Here is an 18,083-nt window from a genome sequence, read left to right as displayed (position 1 = left end):
GGTGCGAGGATGGTGGGGTGAGTACGCCTTCTCCCGCATCCGACCCCGCCGGCGTGTCCGGTCCTGTGCCGTTCGCCTCACCGTTCGCCGCCTCCGGCCCGGAGCACGTCGAGGAGCCCGTCTCCTACGACGGCCTCCTGCTCGCCGGGTTCGGCGGACCCGAGGGACAGGATGATGTCATCCCGTTCCTGCGCAATGTCACACGCGGACGCGGGATCCCCGATGAGCGGCTCGAAGAGGTCGCCCATCACTACCGTCACTTCGGCGGCGTGAGCCCGATCAACGCCCAGAACCGAGCGCTGAAAGCGGCACTCGAGGCGGAGCTGGCGCGACGCGGCATCGACCTGCCGGTGTACTGGGGGAACCGCAACTGGGCGCCCTACCTCGAAGACGCCGTGCAGGATGCCGCGGCGGCCGGGGACACCACGCTGCTCGCGCTGGCGACCAGCGCCTACAGTTCCTTCTCGAGCTGTCGTCAGTATCGGGAGGACTTCGCGCGCGTGCTGACCGAGACCGGCCTGGGGGAGCGGGTGACGATCGACAAGGTGCGCCAGTTCTTCGATCACCCGGGCTTCGTGCGGCCGTTCGTCGACGGTGTCGAGGCGGCCGTGTCGACGTTCGTCACCGACGAGGGCATCGCACCCGAGAACGTGCACGTGCTCTTCTCCACCCACAGCATCCCGACCGCCGATGCGCAGCGTTCCGGGCCCCGGGACGTCGACTTCGGCGACGGGGGCGCCTACGCCGCGCAGCACCTCGCCGTGGCTCAGGTCGTCATGGACGCCGTCGCCGCCGCTGTGCCCGCCGCGAGCGGGATCCCGTGGGAGCTCGTCTACCAGTCGCGCTCCGGACCGCCGTCGCAGCCCTGGCTCGAGCCGGACGTGTGCGACGTCATCGCGGAGCTCCCCGCCCGCGGGGCGAGAGCCGTGGTCATCGTTCCTCTCGGCTTCGTCAGCGACCACATGGAAGTGCTGTGGGATCTCGACACCGAGGCCATGGAGGCGGCCGAGGAGGCGGGCCTGCGCGCTATCCGGTCCCAGACCCCCGGTGTCGATCCGGCGTACGTCAGCGGCCTGGTCGACCTCGTCCAGGAACGGCTGGCCGGAACGAAGGCGGGCGATCGGCCGCATGAGACGCCGCTCGGTCCGTGGTACGACGTCTGCCGCCCCGGATGCTGCGAGAACGTCCGTGCCGGCTTCAAGCCGGCAGCGGCCGGCATCGCGCCGTGATCGGCGTCAATAGGATGGGCGCCATGCGCATCCACATCGCCACCGATCACGCGGGCCTGGAGTTCTCCACGCAGCTGCAGCATCACCTCGCCGCGGAGGGGCACGAGGTCGTCGATCACGGTCCGATCGACTATGACCCGCTCGACGACTACCCGGCCTTCTGCGTCCGTGCCGCTCAAGGAGTCGTGGCGGACCAGGCCGCCGGTGTGCCGGCCCTCGGCGTGGTCTTCGGCGGGTCGGGCAACGGCGAGCAGATCGCGGCCAACAAGGTGGCCGGCATCCGCGCCGCCCTGGTGTGGAGCATCGCCACCGCGGAGCTCGCGCGCGAACACAACGACGCCAACGTCATCGCGATCGGAGCACGCCAGCACACCTTCGAAGAGGCCGTGACCTTCATCGACCGATTCGTCGCGACCCCGTTCTCCCACGACGAACGCCACGTGCGCCGCATCGGTCAGATCGCCGCGTTCGAGGCGGACGGCTCGCTGCTTCCCGACCCGCGGGCCGATGAGGCCGCCCCCGACGTGCTCGCTGCGGACGACAGTTCCTTCGACCCCGAAGCCGGCTGATGCCGGAGGGGCATTCCGTCCATCGCATCGCGCGACAGTTCGACCGCAATATCGTCGGCCGTGCCGTGGCGGCATCCAGCCCGCAAGGGAGGTTCGTCGAGGGTGCGGCGGTCCTCGACGGGCGGGTTCCGCACGAGGTGAGAGCCGTCGGCAAGCAGATGTTCCTCGGTTTCGACGACGATCTGTGGCTCCGAGTGCACCTCGGGATGTACGGGGCATGGGACTTCGCCGGCGATATCCTCGTCGACTCCACGATCGCGTCCGCCAACGGGCGCATGGGACAGACGAATCAGCGCGGCACCGCGATCGATGGCGACGAGATGCCCGTCTTCGACCGAGCCGGCGAGAACTCGCTTTCGTCGATCGGCGCACCGCGGCGGACTCGGGTGCACGTTCGCATGTCGGAGCAGACAACAGGGCTGGATGACGACGGCGATGTCCCCTGGCCGCCACCCGTCGTGGGGCAGGTGCGGCTGCGTCTGCTCACCGATGCCGTCTGCGCCGATCTGCGGGGCCCGACCACCTGCGCACTCCAGACCGGAGAGGAGATGGCGGCCACCGTCTCGCGGCTCGGCCCCGACCCCCTGGTGGACGACCCCGCGATCGGCGAAGAGCGCTTCGTCTCGGTCGTGCGACGCAAGCCGACCGCGATCGGGCTCCTCCTGATGGATCAGTCGGTGGTGTCGGGGATCGGCAACGTCTACCGTGCCGAGCTGCTCTTCCGGGCCCGCCTGAATCCCCACACACCCGGTCGAGAGGTGCCGGAGGACATCGTCCGAGCGCTTTGGCGCGACTGGGTGAGGCTGCTCGCCATCGGCGTCGAGACCGGCCAGATGATGACGATGGACGACCTCGCGCCCGAGGACTACCGTCGCGCGATGGCCAGTCGTGACGACCGGCATTGGGTCTACCATCGGGCGGGTCTGCCCTGCCGGGTCTGCGGAACCGCGATCGTGGTCGAGGAGGCCGCCGGTCGCAAGCTCTACTGGTGTCCGCGCTGTCAAGCGTGAGCCGTGTCGCCGCGTAGGCTGGCCGGGTGCGTCAGACCGTCTCGCGTGCCCGCGTTTGCCACCCCCGACGAGTGAGCTCGAGAGGTGATCGGTGACGGCCGTCGGGGACCGTGTCGACACCATCGTGGCAGCCCGGCTGAGCGGACCGGGAAGCAGCCTCGCCCCGCTGGGGCCGGTCGATGTCTTCCTGGCCGACGGCGCGATCGTGGACATCGCCCCCGCCGGCGCCGTGCGTCCCGTCGGCCGAGTCCTCGACGCCGGCGGCGCGTGGGTCATCCCGGGGCTGTGGGATCACCACGTGCACGTCATGCAGTGGGCACTCGTCGCGCAGCGTCAGCATCTCGACGTCGCGACCTCGGCAGCGGATGCCGCGCAGATCATGGCGTGGGCTCCGGTGCTCTCCGACGGAAGGCGCGTCGGCACCGGATTCCGCGACGGGCTCTGGGGCGACGCGCCGACACTGGAGCTGATCGACGCGGCGACGGGTGCGGTGCCGACCTATCTCATCAATTCCGATGTGCACAGCGTCTGGATGAACTCCGCCGCCTTCGAGCGAGAGGGGATGCGCCCCGACGAGAGCGGTCTCGTTCGGGAAGAGCCCGCCTTCGAGATCTCGCGGCGCCTCAACGATGTGGACCCCGCGGTCGGTGACGCCGCCGTCGACGCCATGGCCGCCGATGCCGCCTCCCGAGGTGTGGTCGGGATCGTCGACCTCGACATGGCATGGAACGCTTCGGCGTGGGAGCGCCGCGTGGCGGGCGGGTTCGACGCCCTTCGCGTGGATTTCGGCATCTACCCCGAGCACCTCGAGCGCGCCGTCGGCGAAGGGCTCCGAACCGGCGACGAGCTCACCGGATCCGGCGGCCTCGTGCGGGTCGGACCGCTCAAGGTGATCACCGATGGATCGCTCGGCACGAGGACGGCGGCCTGCTCGCATCATTACACCGGAGAACCGGGCAATGTCGGCGCACTCAACTACCCGCCCGACGAGGTGCTGGCCCTCATGACGCGCGCGACGGGAGCGGGTATCGACTGCGCGATCCACGCGATCGGCGACGTCGCGAACTCGGCCGCGCTGGACGCGTTCGCCGCCTCGGGGGCGCGGGGGACGATCGAGCACGCTCAGCTGGTCGCCCACGCCGATCTGGCCAGGTTCGCACGCCTCGGTGTCGCGGCGAGTGTGCAGCCGGAGCACGCGCTCGACGATCGCGACATGACCGACGCCATGTGGCGTGATCAGACCGCTCTCGTCTATCCGCTGCGCTCGTTGTCGGCGGCCGGCGCGAACCTTCGGTTCGGCTCCGACGCCCCGGTGGCGCGTCTGGACCCCTGGGCCGCGATGGCATCGGCTGTGCACCGCAGCCGTGATGGACGTGAAGCGTGGCGGCCCGATGAGAGGGTCTCGGCGGAGATCGCGATGGCAGCTTCGACACGGGGCGGTTCGACATCGCCGTCCATGCTTCAGCCCGGCACCGTGGCGGATCTGGTCGTCTGCGACCGCGATCCCGCGACGGCCGACGAATGGGAGCTGCGCGCGACGACGGTCGCCGCCACCGTTCTGGCTGGTCGCGTCACGCACCTGGCGTGAACCCGGCGGGGCGTCCGCCGGCATGAGCGAAGCCCCCGGCGAGGAGTGTCACCGGGGGCTTCGAGGACCGTCATCTCACTCAGCGAGGTGAGCGACGAGGAACCAGCGGTCCTTCTCGATCGACTGCTTCAGGGCGATCGCGATGTCCTGGCTGGTGAGGTCGACCTCGTCCAGTCCGTCGATCGCGGCCTGGAGGTCGGCGATCACAGCGTCCATGTCGGCGATCACGGCGCGGATGATGTCCTGCCACTGCGTGAAGCCGGCGGGAACGGCGGTCGCCTTGGTCTTCTCCGCCACGGTGCCCAGTCGCGCGTCGATCGGCAGGCCCAGAGCGACGATGCGCTCCGCCGCCTCGTCGGCGCCCGCCTGCGCGTGGTCGACGACCGAGTCGAGCAGTTCGTGGATCGCGATGAAGTTCGCACCGCGCACGTTCCAGTGCGCCTGCTTGCCGTTGACGGCGAGAGCCTGGAAGCCGAGCGCGACGGGGGTGAGGAACTGTGCGGTTCCGGCAGCGACCGTCGGGTCGGCGGCGGTGGTCGGGGTGGTCTGGATGTCCGTCATGTTGTCGCCTCCATTCGGGCGGCTCCGGCGGGTGTGCCGGCTCTGCGCCCTGTCGATGACAACGCTACTCAGCGTCGGGTATTCCGCAAGCAAGCCCAGGCTGGGCTTGCTTTTCTGAGCCTATCCATACCCCTTTCGACCTCGCGCGCTAGCCTCGCCCCATGATCTCCTCAGAGTGCTCTGTCCTGACCGTGGCCGGGCTGCGTCCGGTCGTCGACCCCTCGGCCTTCGTCGCCCCCGGTGCTCGCATCATCGGCTCGGTCTCGCTCGGGCCGGAGGCGAGCGTCTGGTACAACGCGGTTCTCCGCGGCGACAGCGCCTCCATCACGATCGGCGCGGGCAGCAACCTCCAGGACAACGTCTCGGTGCACGTCGACGCCGGCCGGCCGGTCGTCATCGGCGACGACGTGTCGGTCGGACACAACGCCGTGGTGCACGGCTGCACCGTCGGCGAGGGGTCGCTCATCGGCATGGGGAGCGTCGTTCTGTCGGGTGCCGAGATCGGCCCGGGCTGTCTCGTGGCCGGGGGAGCGGTGGTGCTGGAGGGAACCGTCGTTCCGCCGAACTCGCTGGTGGCCGGCGTGCCGGCGAAGGTGCGGCGCGAGCTCACGGAGGAGGAGCGGACGGCGATCCGACGGAACGCGGACACCTACCGCGCCCACCTCGCCGCCCACCGCGACGCGCGCCCGGCCGGCTGAGCCGAGCCCCGCGGGTCCCTTCCGCTCCGCAGTCACTTTCTGCGGGTCGAACAGGGCCACCACCCGCCGGAAGTGACTGCGGAGCGGCGCCGCGCGGGCGGCTCGGAAGCGGCGCCGCGCGGGCGGCTCGGAAGCGGCGCCGCGCGGGCGGCTCGGAAGCGGTGCCGCGCGGGCGGCTCGGATCCGACGCGGCATGGGCGGAGGGGGGAGTGGTGTGGAGGGGATGACGGGAATCGAACCCGCACCATCAGTTTGGAAGACTGAGGCTCTACCATTGAGCTACATCCCCGCAGCGGCAAGCCGCGGCGTGACCAGTCTAGACGACATCCGGTCGTGGCCTGGACACCGGCAGGCGAGTCGACCTCGCGTCGGCTAGACTTCTCGGGGCCGATCGCCGCACGTTCGCGTGTGCGCACCCAACCGGGGCGTAGCTCAGCTTGGTAGAGCGCCCGCTTTGGGAGCGGGAGGCCGCAGGTTCAAATCCTGTCGCCCCGACGTCCACCGACCAAGACTCAACCGCCGCGCGCTACCGCGCGGTCGACAGCGAGGAGAACGAACAGGCATGGTCACGAGCACCGTCGAGAAGCTGACCCCGACCCGGGTGAAGCTGCACATCACGGTCACCCCCGACGAACTGAAGCCCAGCATCGCGCACGCCTACGAGCACATCGCCAAAGACGTGCAGATCCCCGGATTCCGCAAGGGCAAGGTTCCGGCCCCGATCATCGATCAGCGCATCGGTCGCGGTGCGGTGCTCGAGCACGCCGTCAGCGAGGGGCTCGACGGGTTCTACCGTCAGGCCGTCGAGGCGGAGAGCATCCGCGTCCTCGGGCGTCCGAGCGCCGAGGTGGTCGAATGGCCCGCCGAGAAGGACTTCTCCGGCGACCTCGAGGTCGACGTCGAGGTCGATGTGCGACCCGAGTTCGACCTCCCCGCGTACGAGGGGCTGACGATCGAGGTCGACGCCGTCGAGGTCGACGAGGCCGCCATCGACGAGGAGCTCGACAAGCTCCGCTCGCGTTTCGGCACGCTGGTGACGGTCGACCGCCCCGCGGCATCCGGTGACTTCGTCGAACTCGACCTGGTCGCCACCATCGACGGTGCCGAGATCGACCGCGCCGAAGGCGTGTCGTACGAGGTCGGCTCCGGGGAACTCCTCGAGGGCATCGATGAGGCGATCGACTCGCTCACCGCCGGCGAGGAGACCACGTTCCGCTCCAAGCTGGTCGGCGGCGACCACGCCGGGCAGGAGGCCGAGGTGTCGGTCTCGGTGAAGGCGGTGAAGGAGCGCGAGCTTCCCGACGCCGATGACGACTTCGCGCAGATCGCCAGCGAGTTCGACACCATCGCGGAGCTCCGCGACAGCCTCAGTGAGCGCGTCTCGCAGCAGTCCGTCTTCACGCAGGGCTCGGCGGCCCGCGACAAGCTCGTCGAGCAGCTGCTCGAGCAGGTCGAGATCGCCGTTCCGCCGCAGCTGATCGAGGACGAGGTCCACGCGCACCTGGAGCAGGAGAGCCGACTCGAGGACGACGAGCACCGCGCCGAAGTGACCGAGGCCAGCGAGAAGCAGTTCCGTACGCAGATGCTGCTGGACGCGATCGCCGAGCAGGCTGAGGTCCAGGTCTCGCAGGAGGAGCTCACCCAGTACCTGGTCCAGTCGGCCGCTCAGTACGGCATGGCTCCGCAGGAGTTCGTGCAGGCCCTGCAGCAGCAGAACCAGCTGCCGGCCGTCGTCGCCGAGGTCGCTCGCAACAAGGCCCTCGCCGTCGCGCTCGGCAAGGTCACCGTCGTGGACACCGCCGGCAACACCGTCGACCTCACCGGCTTCATCGCGGTGGAGGACGACGAGGCCGCCGAGGAGGAGGCCGTCGAAGAGGCCGAGGAGATCGTCGACGACGCCGCCGAAGCCGACGCCGAGGACGCCGACGACACGGAGTGATCGCCTTCGGGTGATGAAGGGCGGATGCTGCGGCATCCGCCCTTTGTCGTCCGGTCCGCTGATCGATCTGCCCACGGCGAACACGCGCGGTGCGCCGAGTGGGCGCCGGTAGATTCGACTCAGACCCAAGGAATCAGGAGCACACATGGCCGCTGAACCCCTTGTCGCGACGAGCGTCTTCGACAAGCTGCTGAGAGACCGCATCATCTGGCTCGGGTCGGAGGTGCGTGACGAGAACGCGAATGAGATCTGCGCGAAGATCCTCCTTCTCGCCGCCGAAGACCCCGAGAAGGACATCTACCTCTACATCAACTCGCCCGGTGGCTCGATCACCGCGGGCATGGCGATCTACGACACGATGCAGTTCGTGCCGAACGACATCGTCACCGTCGGCATCGGCATGGCCGCCTCGATGGGGCAGCTCCTGCTGACCAGCGGGACGAAGGGCAAGCGCTACATCACACCGAACGCCCGCGTCCTCCTGCACCAGCCTCACGGCGGCTTCGGCGGAACCGCGAGCGACATCCAGACGCAGGCGCAGCTCATCCTCGACATGAAGAAGCGCCTGGCGGAGATCACCGCTTCGCAGACCGGCAAGAGCGTCGAGCAGGTCAATGCCGACGGCGACCGGGACCGGTGGTTCACCGCTGCGGAGGCGCTGGAGTACGGGTTCGTCGACCACATCCGCGAGCACGCCGCCGACGTCTCCGGCGGCGGCGGGACCGCGAGCTGAGTCCGCAGGCGAAAGAGAGAGAACCGCACATGTACACCCCGACACACGGCGTCCCCGCCCCGTCCGGTCTGCAGATGCCCGGTAGTCGCTACGTGCTCCCGCAGTTCGAGGAGCGCACCGCCTACGGTTACAAGCGACAGGATCCCTACAACAAGCTGTTCGAAGATCGCGTGATCTTCCTCGGCGTGCAGGTCGACGACGCGTCCGCCGACGACGTCATGGCGCAGCTCCTGGTTCTCGAGAGCCAGGATCCCGACCGCGACATCATCATGTACATCAACTCGCCGGGCGGATCCTTCACCGCGATGACGGCGATCTACGACACGATGCAGTACGTCTCGCCGGAGATCCAGACGGTCGTGCTCGGACAGGCGGCCTCCGCCGCGTCGGTCCTGCTGGCAGCGGGCGCTCCGGGCAAGCGTCTCGCTCTTCCCAACGCGCGCATCCTGATGCACCAGCCCGCAGTGGGGGAGGCCGGCCACGGGCAGGCATCCGACATCGAGATCCAGGCCGCGGAGATCCTCCGCATGCGCACCTGGCTCGAGGAGACGATGGCCCGACACACCAACCGCACGGCGGAGCAGGTGAACAAGGACATCGACCGCGACAAGATCCTCTCCGCCTCCGAGGCGCTGGAGTATGGAGTCGTCGACCAGGTGCTCACCACGCGCAAGCGCACACCCGCCGCGATCACGTCCTGACGCGACGGTCCTGATGACGCCCCGCCCCCGATGGGAGGCGGGGCGTCGTCCGTTCGGTGTCTCCGGCACATTCGCCGTCGCAATTCCCACCGATGTCACAGACTACGGTTAGGCTCGAAGGACACCCGGGGCTGAGGCCCGCTGTTTGAGGAGGAGCCGGATGGCACGCATCGGAGAGAGCGCCGACCTGTTCAAGTGCTCCTTCTGCGGCAAGAGCCAGAAGCAGGTGCAGCAGCTGATCGCCGGTCCCGGCGTCTACATCTGCGACGAGTGCGTCGAGCTGTGCAACGAGATCATCGAAGAGCGCATGGCCGAATCGTCCTCGGGCGAGGTCGCCGACTTCGATCTCCCCAAGCCGCGCGAGATCTTCGCGTTCCTGGAGGAGTACGTCGTCGGGCAGGAGGACGCCAAGCGCGCCCTGTCCGTCGCCGTCTACAACCACTACAAGCGCGTGCGCGCGCACGGCACCATCCAGTCCGCCGAGCAGCGCGCCGAAGAGGTCGAGATCGCGAAGAGCAACATCCTGCTCCTCGGTCCGACCGGATGCGGCAAGACCTACCTCGCACAGACCCTCGCGAAGCGGCTGAACGTGCCGTTCGCCGTCGCGGACGCGACCGCGCTCACCGAGGCCGGCTACGTCGGCGAAGACGTCGAGAACATCCTGCTGAAGCTCCTGCAGGCGGCGGACTTCGACACCAAGCGGGCCGAGACCGGGATCATCTACATCGACGAGGTCGACAAGGTCGCCCGCAAGGCCGAGAATCCGTCCATCACCCGCGACGTCTCGGGCGAGGGCGTGCAGCAGGCGCTGCTGAAGATCCTGGAGGGCACCGTCGCGTCCGTCCCGCCGCAGGGCGGCCGCAAGCACCCGCACCAGGAGTTCATCCAGATCGACACGACGAACGTGTTGTTCATCGTGGCGGGGGCGTTCGCCGGACTCGAGGACATCATCTCCTCGCGCGTGGGCAAGCACGGCGTCGGCTTCGGCGCGCCGCTTCACACGAAGGGCGACGACCTGAACCTCTTCTCGGAGGTGCGCCCGGAGGATCTCCACAAGTTCGGTCTCATTCCCGAGTTCATCGGTCGCCTCCCGGTGGTCGCGGCCGTCTCGCCGCTTGATCGCGAGGCGCTCATGGAGATCCTGACCGCACCGAAGAACGCACTCGTGAAGCAGTACGAGCGCATGTTCGAGCTCGACGGCGTCTCCCTCGAGTTCGATCGCGCTTCGCTGGAGGCCATCGCCGAACTCGCCGTCGAGCGAAAGACCGGTGCGCGCGGTCTGCGCGCGATCCTCGAAGACGTGCTGGGCCCGATCATGTTCGAGATCCCCTCCGCCGACAACGTGGAGAAGGTCATCGTGACCCGTGACGCGGTGGAGAAGGGTGCGGCCCCCACTCTCGTCATGCGGGAGAAGCGCAAGAGCGCCTGACCTTCCGTGACGCGAGGACCCCACCGGCAACGGTGGGGTCCTCTCGCGTATCAGGCGGTGAGGCCTCGGCGCGCCAGGAGCGGCGTGATCTCGGCGTCCCGGCCGCGGAAGTCCCGGTAGGCCTCGAGCGGGTCCTTGGACCCACCGACGCCCAGGAGGCGGGCGCGGAACCGTTCGCCGTTCGCCCGGGTCAGGCCGCCGTTCTCGCGGAACCATTCGACCGTGTCCGCGTCGAGCACCTCGCTCCAGATGTACGAGTAGTAGCCGGCGCTGTAGCCTCCCGAGAAGATGTGCGCGAAGTACGCGGACGAATACCGGGTGGGAACCGCGGGGTGGTCGAGTCCGATATCGGCAAGAGCGGCGGCCTCGAACTCCGCGACGTCGATCTCGGCGTCGACCTCGCCGCTGCTCAATCGATGCCAGGCCTGGTCGAGCCAGGCTGCCGCGAGATATTCGCTGGTCTCGAAGCCTTGATTGAACGCCTCGGAGTCATGAAGGCGTCGGACGATCTCCGCGGGGAGCGGCTCGCCGGTGTCGATGTGACGTGCGTACGCCGCGAGCACGTCCGGCCAGTAGATCCACATCTCGTTGACCTGACTCGGGAACTCGACGAAGTCGCGGAAGACGTTGGTCCCAGCGAAGTGCGGGTAGGTCACGGTGGCCAGCAGGCCGTGAAGGGCGTGGCCGAACTCGTGGAAGAGCGTCGTCACCTCATCGAGGGTGAGGAGAGTCGGACTGCCGGCTGCAGGCTTGGAGACGTTGAGGTTGTTGACGACGACCGGATGCGTCCCGCGCATCGCGGACTGGGAGACGATCGGATTCATCCATGCGCCCCCGCGTTTGCTGTCGCGAGTGTAGAGGTCGAGCACGAAGAGACCCAGCGCGGATCCGTCGGCGTCGAACACCTCGAACACGCGCGCATCGGGGTGGTAGGCGACCAGGTCGTCGCGCTCCCGGAAGGACAGACCGTACAGGGCGTCAGCTGCACGGAAGACGCCGTCCTTCAGCACCCGCTCCGCCTCGAACCAGGGCCGCAGGGCGGCTCGATCGAGGTCGTATCGCGCGGCGCGCACCTTCTCGGTGTAGAACGCCCAGTCGTGTGCGGCGATCTGGTGGGGTGAGGCGGAACGGTCGGCGATCTCCTGGAGCGCCGCATACTCTGCCGCGGCGTTCCGGGCCGCGGGGACGGCGAGCCGGCGGAGCATCTCCTCGACCGCTTCGGGGGAACCGGCCGTCTGGTCGGCGGTGATGTAGGCGGCATGCGACGGGTAGCCCAGCAGTGCTGCGCGCTCGGCGCGCAGTCGCACGATGTCGCGCAGGACGCCTCGGTTGTCGTGCGTTCCGCCGCGGGAACCGCGGCTGCGTGACGCGGCCATGATCCGCTCCCTCGCGCGGCGGTTCGTCAACGACGACAGATAGGGGTGGCCGGTGAAGAGAGTGAGCGTCACCACCCACGCGCCGTCGAGGCCGCGTCCTCGGGCGGCTTCGGCCGCAGCGGAGAGTTCACCCTCGGACAGCCCGTCCAGGTCGGCTGCATCCTCGAAGACCACGGCGAGCTCGTTCGTGTCGGCCAGGAGGTTCTTCTCGAAGGTCGTGGTGAGAACCGACAGGCGCCGATTCAGTTCCGACAGCCGCGCCTTGTCGTCTGCGTCGAGCGCCGCGCCCGCGTGCGCCATCTCCCGATGGTGTCGCTCCACGAGGTAGCGATCCTCCTCGCTCAGCGTCAGCGTGTCGAGCTGGTCGTGCACGGCGCGCACGCGCGCGTAGAGGCGCGCATCGAGGCGCACCGCGTCCTCGTGGGCGGCCATCAGCGGCGCCAACTGCTCGTCGACCTGCTGGATGGGCGCCGTCGCATCGGCTGATGCCACGGTGTAGAACGCGTGAGCGACGTCTTCGAGCATGCGTCCCGACTCTTCGAGAGCCACGACGGTGTTCTCGAAGGTCGGGGGTGCTGCGGAGGTGGCGATCTGCTCGATCTCCCGCAGGTGCTCCGTGAAAGCCCACTCGAACGCGGGGAGGTAGTGCTCGGGTCGAATTCGTGCGTAGTCCGGCAGGCGATAGGGGAGCGTGGAGGGGGAAAGCAGAGGATTCTCGTGGACCATTCATCCACCCTATTCGGCAAGCGCTTCTTCACCAAAGATGTCTTTGCAAAGCAACGCTTGCAAAGAAGTCTTTGTGGTTCTATGCTCGAGCCATGGACGACAAGAGGGCCGATGTCACCCGGTCACCGGCGCATCACAGCAACGATCGGGTGCTCGAGGCCGGTGCTCTCCGAGCTCTCGCGCATCCTCTCCGGGTGCGGATCTACGACATTCTGAGCCAGTACGGTCCGCAGACCGCCAGTACGCTCGCGGAACACCTCGGCGAGTCCACCGGTTCGACGAGCTATCACCTGCGGGCGCTCGCGAAGCACGACCTCATCCGCGAGTGCGTCGACCGTGGATCGGCGCGCGAACGGTGGTGGGAACGACCGATCGGGGGAGTGTCGTTCACCAACCCCGCAGGGGCCACCTCGCCCTCCGAGCGGTCCGCGACGCAGCTGGTGATGAGCGAGTTCTTCCGCCACCGGCAGGAGCGGCTGATCGACTTCGTGATGAAGCCCGATGACGCGCTGGAGGATGCCTGGGCGGACGGAGCGATGGTCTCCACGGCCACGGCTCGTCTGACGCCCGAGCAGCTGCGAGACCTGTCGCACCGGATCATGGAGCTGATCGATGACGCCGTGGAGCGCCATCGCGATCAGGTCGGCGAGGGCGTCCGACCGGTCTCCATCCGTGCCGACCTCTTCCCGCTCACCGATCTGAAGGAATCGTGATGACCACTCTCGTCGAGGTCTCGCACGCGTCCGCACCGACCGCGGTCGATCGCGTGCTCCTGAGCTTCTCGCGTCGCCTGGCCGCCCTCGTGGCCGCGCGCATCGCGCGACGGCAACGTGCCGCTTTCGCGGCGGCGATCGAATCGCGTCATCACGATCTCCGTGCCCGCGCTCAGGCGTCCGCGGGCGTCGTCATCCCGCCCGGGTGAGCGTGGTGAGCGCTCGCGTCAGGCGGGTGAGCGCCTCAGGGCGACTCGTCGTCCGACGCGTGGCGCACCACGGCGTTGCCCTCTTCGTCGAGCTCGACGAGCACGCCGTTGGCCAGCTCGGCGATCGGCTTGCCCTCGAGCCATGTCAGCGTCCATCGTGGTCTCGGCGCGCCGAGGACGTCGACGGGGATGGTGGCATCCACACCCGCGATTCCCTCGCGCAGGCTCTCGGGGACCGCCTCCGGCGGTTCTTCTCCCGAGGTCCATCGTGTTCCGAGTCTCATCAGACCTCCCTGAGCTCGATCTCGACGACCGTGGTCTCGGTCGCTTCCACATAGGTCAGATCCTCGATCCGTCCCACAGCCTTCAGGTCGCCCTCCGCCAGGCGCAGGGCCTCGAGCCGGTCGGCAGGCGCCCCCAGAACAAGGCGGGTGACCGGAGTCTTCTGCGACGCCTTGGCCTCGGTCTTCGCTCGGCGGATGCCGATGAGTGCGGCGCCGACCGCTGCGAGCACCGCCGGGTCGCCGTCGCCGTCGCCGGTCTCGGGCCACGCCGAGGTGTGGATGGATCCATCCTCGAACCACGACCACGCCTCCTCCGTCGCGAACGACACGACCGGGGCGAGAAGGCGCAGCAACGTCGACAGGGCGGTGCGGAGGGCAAGCGCGGCGGAAGGCTGCCCGACGTCGGTGCGGTCGTAGGCGCGCTCCTTGACCAGCTCGAGGTAGTCGTCGCAGAAGGTCCAGAAGAACGACTCGGTGACCTCCAGCGCCCGCGCGTGGTCGTAGGCGTCGAGGGCGCGCGTGGCCTCGGCGACGACGACGTCGAGAGTGGCGAGCATCGAGGCGTCGAGGGCGTGGGTGATCTGCGCGCCGTCGGGAACAGGGAAGGACAGGACGAATTTCGCGGCGTTCAGGATCTTGATCGCGAGGCGCCGGCCGATCTTCACCTGCGTCGGGTTCTGCGGATCGAAGGCGGCGTCGGCGCCGAGGCGACTCGAAGCCGCCCAGTATCGCACCGCATCCGAACCATGCCGCGAAAGGATGTCGGCAGGTGTGACCACGTTGCCCTTCGACTTGGACATCTTCTTGCGGTCGGGGTCGACGATGAAGCCCGAGATGGCGGCATCGGTCCACGGCGCACGGTCGTCCTCGAGCACGCTTCGGAGCATCGTGGAGAACAACCAGGTACGGATGATGTCCTGGCCCTGCGGTCGGAGGTCGAAGGGCGAGACGAGGTCCCACAGCCCGTGGTCCCGCTCCCAGCCGCCCACGAGCTGCGGGGTGAGAGAAGACGTCGCCCAGGTGTCGAAGATGTCGCGCTCGGCGTCGAATCCCCCCGGCATCCCGCGCTGGTCCTCGGTGAAGCCGGCGGGCACGTCGATGGTCGGATCCACCGGCAGGCTCTGCGGGTCGGGGGTGAGCACACGCGAATAGTCGCGTTCGCCCTCGGCGTCGAGCCCGTACCACACCGGGATCGGCACGCCGAAGAAGCGCTGACGTGAGACGAGCCAGTCCCCGGTGAGTCCACCGGTCCAGTTCTCGTAGCGGACGCGCATGAAGTCGGGATGCCACGACATCTCGCGACCGAAGGCGATCAGGCGCTCCCGGAGACTCTCGTCGCGCGCGCCGTTGCGGATGTACCACTGCCGCGTCGACACGATCTCGAGGGGGCGGTCGCCCTTCTCGAAGAACTTCACCGGATGGGTGAACGGTGCGGACACCGACATGAGCTCGCCGCTGGCCTCGAGCTGCTCGACGACGACCTTCTTCGCGCTGAAGACGGTCTTGCCGGCAAGCTCAGCGTAGGCCGCGGTGCCGCGGTCGGAGACGATGACATCCGGTGCCTCTGCGACCAGGCGTCCGTCCTTGCCCAGGATCGTGCGGTTCGGAAGGTCGAGTTCCCGCCACCAGATGATGTCGGTGACATCTCCGAAGGTGCAGATCATGGCGATGCCGGAGCCCTTGTCGGGCTGTGCGAGCGGATGGGGCAGGACGGGGACCTCGACGTCGAACAGCGGGGTGCGCACCGTCGAGCCGAACACCGGCCGGTAGCGCTCGTCATCCGGATGTGCGACCAGCGCCACGCACGCGGGCAGCAGCTCCGGGCGCGTGGTCTCGATGTGCACGTCGCCCGACCCGTCGCTCTTGTGGAAGGCGATGCGATGGTAAGACGCCTGCTGATCGCGGTCCTCGAGCTCGGCCTGCGCGATCGCGGAGCGGAAGTCGACATCCCACAGCGTGGGTGCAAGCGCCTGATAGGCCTCGCCGCGCTCGATGTTGCGCAGGAACGCCAGCTGGCTGGTGCGGATCGTGTCGTCGCTGATCGTGCGATAGGTCTGATCCCAGTCCACGCTCAGTCCGAGCTGGCGGAACACCGCTTCGAACTGCTTCTCGTCTTCGACGGTGAGACGCTCGCAGAGCTCGATGAAGTTCCGGCGGCTGACCGGCACCTGGTCGGCGGGCTTGATCGTCTTCGTCGTCCCCTCGAACGGCGGCGTGAACGACGCGTCATAGGGGAGGGAGGGATCGCACCGCACGCCGTAGTAGTTCTGCACGCGGCGCTCGGTGGGCAGGCCGTTGTCGTCCCAGCCCATCGGATAGAACACGGCCTTGCCGCGCATCCGCTCGTATCGCGCCTTGATATCGGTGTGCGTGAAGCTGAAGACGTGGCCGATGTGGAGGCTTCCCGACGCCGTCGGCGGGGGTGTGTCGATCGAGTACACCCCGCCGCGTCCGGCAACCGCGGCCCGCGCGCGGTCGAACCGGTACGTTCCCGCGGCGTTCCATGCGACATCCCACTTGTCTTCGAGACCTTCGAGGGCGGGCTTGTCGGGGATCTCGGCCATGGTGCTCCTTGCGCGGTATGGGCGGCACTGTGTGAGCGTGCCTGAATGTGCGGGTGGGCACAGTCTACCGACGCAGGACGGCCCCTCGCTGAGGCCGGGTCACCCCCGCTGAGGTCGAGTCACACCTGAACGGGCTCGGGAGCCGCGACGTGCGCCGCCGTCGGCATCCGGGCCGCGACCCATGCCGCGAGCAGCGTGATGGCCGACATGATCGCCAGGACGATCCCGGGGTGCCACCACGCATAGGCGGTGGCCTCGCCCAGGGCGAGGGTGAGCGCGGGCACGAATCCGCTCACGGTCGCGGCGATGGCGTACGACAGCGAGAGGGCCGAGTAGCGGAAGTGATCGGGGAAGAGGTCGTTCATGAGTCCGCCGAGTGCCGCCCACGCCATCGTCGGCAGGATGCCGCCGATGATCATCGTGCCCACGAGGATCGGGAAGGTGGCGAACTGCAGCAGGAAGTACATCGGGAACGTGATCAGAAGCGTGCCGAGTGCGCCCCACATCACCACACGGGCGGACCCGATGCGGGTGGACCACCACCCGAAGAGGGGGATCGTGACCAGTTGCAGCAGACCGCCGATGGTCGTGGCGACCAGGAGGTCCTGGTAGGCGAATCCGAGCTGGGCGACCCCGTAGTTGACCGTGTACGTGTTCATCAGCGAGTAGGACCCGATGCCGAGCAGTGCCGCGCCGATGGCGACCACGATCGCGAGCGGACGCCGGGCGAACATCGTCACGAACGGCACCCGGTCGCGGCGACCCTCGGCGACGACGTCGCGGAAGACCGGCGTCTCGGTGATCGTCAGACGCAGGTAGAGCGAGACGGCGAGGAGCGGTATGGCCAGCAGGAACGGGATGCGCCAGCCCCACGCTGCGAGATCCTCGGCGCTGAGCACCTGAGTCATCACGATGTACACGGTGGCGGAGAGGATGGACCCGACCGGTGAGCCGAGCTGCGGGATGGCCGCGAAGAACGCGCGACGCACGGGGGAGGAGTGTTCGGTCGCGATGAGGATGGATCCGCCCCACTCGCCGCCGAGCGACAGGCCCTGTGCGATGCGGAGAGCGATGAGGAGAGCAGCGCCCAGCCAGCCGGCCTGCGCGTAGGTGGGCAGCATCCCGATGAGGCCCGTCGCGACGCCCATGATGCCGATGGTCCACAGCAGAGTCGCGCGCCGCCCCAGGCGATCGCCCATGTAGCCGAAGAGCACCGCGCCGATGGGGCGCACGACGAACGCGAGCGCGATCGTCAGGAACGACGTGAGCGTCGACCCGAACTCGCCGAGCGGCGAGAAGAAGAGCGGGCCGAGGAAGAAGGCGGAGAAGTACGCGAAGACGTAGAAGTCGAACGATTCGAGCGACGTGCCGACCATCGAGGCCCACGCCACGCGGCGCGGAGTGGAGGTCGGAGCTGTGGATGCGGGGGAGGATGTCACGAGCGTCAATTGTGGCACGAGTCCAGAAAGGCGGCATCGGGCGAAGAAGACCGGCGTCGGGTTCACCCCGCGATGGTCGCGGGTCGCCGATCCGCGCGTAGAATGTCCGGACAGACATCGATCCGGCCATCACCGGGGAGTCCTCGGAAGAACCTTCCGTCGTCCGCTCTCGATCGTGCGGCGGGATCACTAGAACCGAGCGGGTCAGGCCCGTCACAGCCGCTGTGAGAGTGGCCCCGGCCCGCGACACGCGGGTCGAGCGGCACGCGGGGTGGTACCGCGGTTCTCCCGACGGGTGGATCGTCCCCGCAGGAC

At 68.4% G+C, this 18,083-nt stretch carries 16 protein-coding genes and 2 tRNA genes; 12 read left to right on the top strand and 6 right to left on the bottom strand.

Features of this window, described 5'->3' with window-relative positions; all coding sequences use genetic code 11:
* Positions 1–17: 17 nt before the first annotated feature.
* From B3S45_RS11265 to B3S45_RS11250, 4 genes are all read left to right on the top strand, one after another.
* Complete coding sequence (locus tag B3S45_RS11265) at positions 18–1,229, top strand: ferrochelatase (RefSeq protein WP_390178082.1); 1,212 nt, start codon at positions 18–20, stop codon at positions 1,227–1,229.
* Positions 1,230–1,252: 23 nt separating this feature from the next.
* The gene (locus B3S45_RS11260; protein WP_071043300.1) at positions 1,253–1,798 is read left to right on the top strand and encodes a ribose-5-phosphate isomerase; all 546 of its coding nucleotides are present in this window, start codon (positions 1,253–1,255) and stop codon (positions 1,796–1,798) included.
* Complete coding sequence (locus B3S45_RS11255; protein WP_071043301.1) at positions 1,798–2,808, top strand: Fpg/Nei family DNA glycosylase; 1,011 nt, start codon at positions 1,798–1,800, stop codon at positions 2,806–2,808. Before B3S45_RS11260 ends, B3S45_RS11255 begins: the two co-directional genes overlap by 1 nt.
* Positions 2,809–2,899: 91 nt before the next feature.
* Positions 2,900–4,396: an amidohydrolase gene (locus B3S45_RS11250; protein WP_286720676.1), complete on the top strand. Its 1,497-nt coding sequence runs from the start codon at positions 2,900–2,902 to the stop codon at positions 4,394–4,396.
* Between the two features lie 75 nt (positions 4,397–4,471).
* On the opposite strand, the gene B3S45_RS11245 is transcribed toward B3S45_RS11250, so the two are convergent.
* Positions 4,472–4,957 (bottom strand): Dps family protein, encoded by a 486-nt coding sequence (locus tag B3S45_RS11245; RefSeq protein WP_071043305.1) that lies wholly within the window; start codon positions 4,955–4,957, stop codon positions 4,472–4,474.
* A gap of 161 nt (positions 4,958–5,118) precedes the next feature.
* Here B3S45_RS11245 and B3S45_RS11240 point away from each other — a divergent pair, with 161 nt between their 5' ends.
* The gene (locus tag B3S45_RS11240; protein WP_286720674.1) at positions 5,119–5,655 is read left to right on the top strand and encodes a gamma carbonic anhydrase family protein; all 537 of its coding nucleotides are present in this window, start codon (positions 5,119–5,121) and stop codon (positions 5,653–5,655) included.
* A 215-nt stretch (positions 5,656–5,870) separates the two neighbouring features.
* Here the strand turns inward: B3S45_RS11240 and B3S45_RS11235 are convergent.
* Positions 5,871–5,944, bottom strand: a tRNA-Gly gene (locus tag B3S45_RS11235).
* A 132-nt stretch (positions 5,945–6,076) separates the two neighbouring features.
* Between B3S45_RS11235 and B3S45_RS11230 the strand changes: the two genes are divergently transcribed.
* The 5 genes from B3S45_RS11230 (at position 6,077) to clpX (ending at position 10,457) form a co-directional block, all read left to right on the top strand.
* Positions 6,077–6,150 (top strand) — tRNA-Pro (locus tag B3S45_RS11230).
* 67 nt (positions 6,151–6,217) lie between these two features.
* A complete protein-coding gene (tig, locus tag B3S45_RS11225) occupies positions 6,218–7,594 on the top strand; it encodes a trigger factor (RefSeq protein WP_286720672.1) in 1,377 nt (458 codons plus the stop codon).
* 145 nt (positions 7,595–7,739) lie between these two features.
* Complete coding sequence (locus tag B3S45_RS11220; RefSeq protein WP_071043308.1) at positions 7,740–8,327, top strand: ATP-dependent Clp protease proteolytic subunit; 588 nt, start codon at positions 7,740–7,742, stop codon at positions 8,325–8,327.
* 29 nt (positions 8,328–8,356) lie between these two features.
* Positions 8,357–9,028 (top strand): ATP-dependent Clp protease proteolytic subunit, encoded by a 672-nt coding sequence (locus B3S45_RS11215; protein WP_071043309.1) that lies wholly within the window; start codon positions 8,357–8,359, stop codon positions 9,026–9,028.
* 160 nt (positions 9,029–9,188) lie between these two features.
* Positions 9,189–10,457, top strand: coding sequence for an ATP-dependent Clp protease ATP-binding subunit ClpX (clpX, locus tag B3S45_RS11210; RefSeq protein ID WP_071043310.1), 1,269 nt, complete (start codon positions 9,189–9,191; stop codon positions 10,455–10,457).
* 50 nt (positions 10,458–10,507) lie between these two features.
* Here the strand turns inward: clpX and B3S45_RS11205 are convergent, their stop codons facing one another.
* Positions 10,508–12,559, bottom strand: coding sequence for a M3 family metallopeptidase (locus tag B3S45_RS11205; RefSeq protein WP_286720668.1), 2,052 nt, complete (start codon positions 12,557–12,559; stop codon positions 10,508–10,510).
* Positions 12,560–12,651: 92 nt separating this feature from the next.
* Between B3S45_RS11205 and B3S45_RS11200 the strand changes: the two genes are divergently transcribed.
* Both B3S45_RS11200 and B3S45_RS11195 read left to right on the top strand, forming a co-directional pair.
* Entirely contained in the window at positions 12,652–13,272 is a 621-nt protein-coding gene (locus B3S45_RS11200) for a winged helix-turn-helix domain-containing protein (RefSeq protein WP_071043312.1), read from the top strand.
* Positions 13,272–13,481, top strand: a complete 210-nt coding sequence (locus B3S45_RS11195; protein WP_071043313.1) for a hypothetical protein — start codon at positions 13,272–13,274, stop codon at positions 13,479–13,481. The genes B3S45_RS11200 and B3S45_RS11195 overlap by 1 nt, the downstream gene beginning before the upstream one ends.
* Before the next feature lie 35 nt (positions 13,482–13,516).
* Here the strand turns inward: B3S45_RS11195 and B3S45_RS11190 are convergent, their stop codons facing one another.
* From B3S45_RS11190 to B3S45_RS11180, 3 genes are all read right to left on the bottom strand, one after another.
* Positions 13,517–13,765, bottom strand: coding sequence for a hypothetical protein (locus B3S45_RS11190; RefSeq protein ID WP_071043314.1), 249 nt, complete (start codon positions 13,763–13,765; stop codon positions 13,517–13,519).
* Positions 13,765–16,329 carry a valine--tRNA ligase gene (gene valS, locus B3S45_RS11185; protein WP_286720664.1) on the bottom strand — a complete coding sequence of 855 codons (2,565 nt, stop codon included), beginning with the start codon at positions 16,327–16,329 and terminating at the stop codon, positions 13,765–13,767. The genes B3S45_RS11190 and valS overlap by 1 nt, the downstream gene beginning before the upstream one ends.
* 119 nt (positions 16,330–16,448) lie before the next feature.
* Positions 16,449–17,768 carry an MFS transporter gene (locus tag B3S45_RS11180; protein WP_286720662.1) on the bottom strand — a complete coding sequence of 440 codons (1,320 nt, stop codon included), beginning with the start codon at positions 17,766–17,768 and terminating at the stop codon, positions 16,449–16,451.
* Positions 17,769–18,083: the final 315 nt, after the last annotated feature.

Source organism: Microbacterium sp. UBA1612, from assembly GCF_002321605.1.
GTDB lineage: Bacteria > Actinomycetota > Actinomycetes > Actinomycetales > Microbacteriaceae > Microbacterium > Microbacterium luteum.
The sequence above is the reverse complement of the archived record's forward strand: the minus strand, read 5'-3'. Positions and strand labels throughout refer to the sequence as shown.

Coding starts and splice junctions, on each gene's coding strand:
- B3S45_RS11215 (WP_071043309.1), top strand. CDS start 8,357: ATGTACACCCCGACACACGGCGTCCCCGCCCCGTCCGGTCTGCAGATG.
- clpX (WP_071043310.1), top strand. CDS start 9,189: ATGGCACGCATCGGAGAGAGCGCCGACCTGTTCAAGTGCTCCTTCTGC.
- B3S45_RS11190 (WP_071043314.1), bottom strand. CDS start 13,765: ATGAGACTCGGAACACGATGGACCTCGGGAGAAGAACCGCCGGAGGCG.
- B3S45_RS11195 (WP_071043313.1), top strand. CDS start 13,272: ATGACCACTCTCGTCGAGGTCTCGCACGCGTCCGCACCGACCGCGGTC.
- B3S45_RS11260 (WP_071043300.1), top strand. CDS start 1,253: ATGCGCATCCACATCGCCACCGATCACGCGGGCCTGGAGTTCTCCACG.
- tig (WP_286720672.1), top strand. CDS start 6,218: ATGGTCACGAGCACCGTCGAGAAGCTGACCCCGACCCGGGTGAAGCTG.
- valS (WP_286720664.1), bottom strand. CDS start 16,329: ATGGCCGAGATCCCCGACAAGCCCGCCCTCGAAGGTCTCGAAGACAAG.
- B3S45_RS11245 (WP_071043305.1), bottom strand. CDS start 4,957: ATGACGGACATCCAGACCACCCCGACCACCGCCGCCGACCCGACGGTC.
- B3S45_RS11255 (WP_071043301.1), top strand. CDS start 1,798: ATGCCGGAGGGGCATTCCGTCCATCGCATCGCGCGACAGTTCGACCGC.
- B3S45_RS11205 (WP_286720668.1), bottom strand. CDS start 12,559: ATGGTCCACGAGAATCCTCTGCTTTCCCCCTCCACGCTCCCCTATCGC.
- B3S45_RS11200 (WP_071043312.1), top strand. CDS start 12,652: ATGGACGACAAGAGGGCCGATGTCACCCGGTCACCGGCGCATCACAGC.
- B3S45_RS11240 (WP_286720674.1), top strand. CDS start 5,119: ATGATCTCCTCAGAGTGCTCTGTCCTGACCGTGGCCGGGCTGCGTCCG.
- B3S45_RS11220 (WP_071043308.1), top strand. CDS start 7,740: ATGGCCGCTGAACCCCTTGTCGCGACGAGCGTCTTCGACAAGCTGCTG.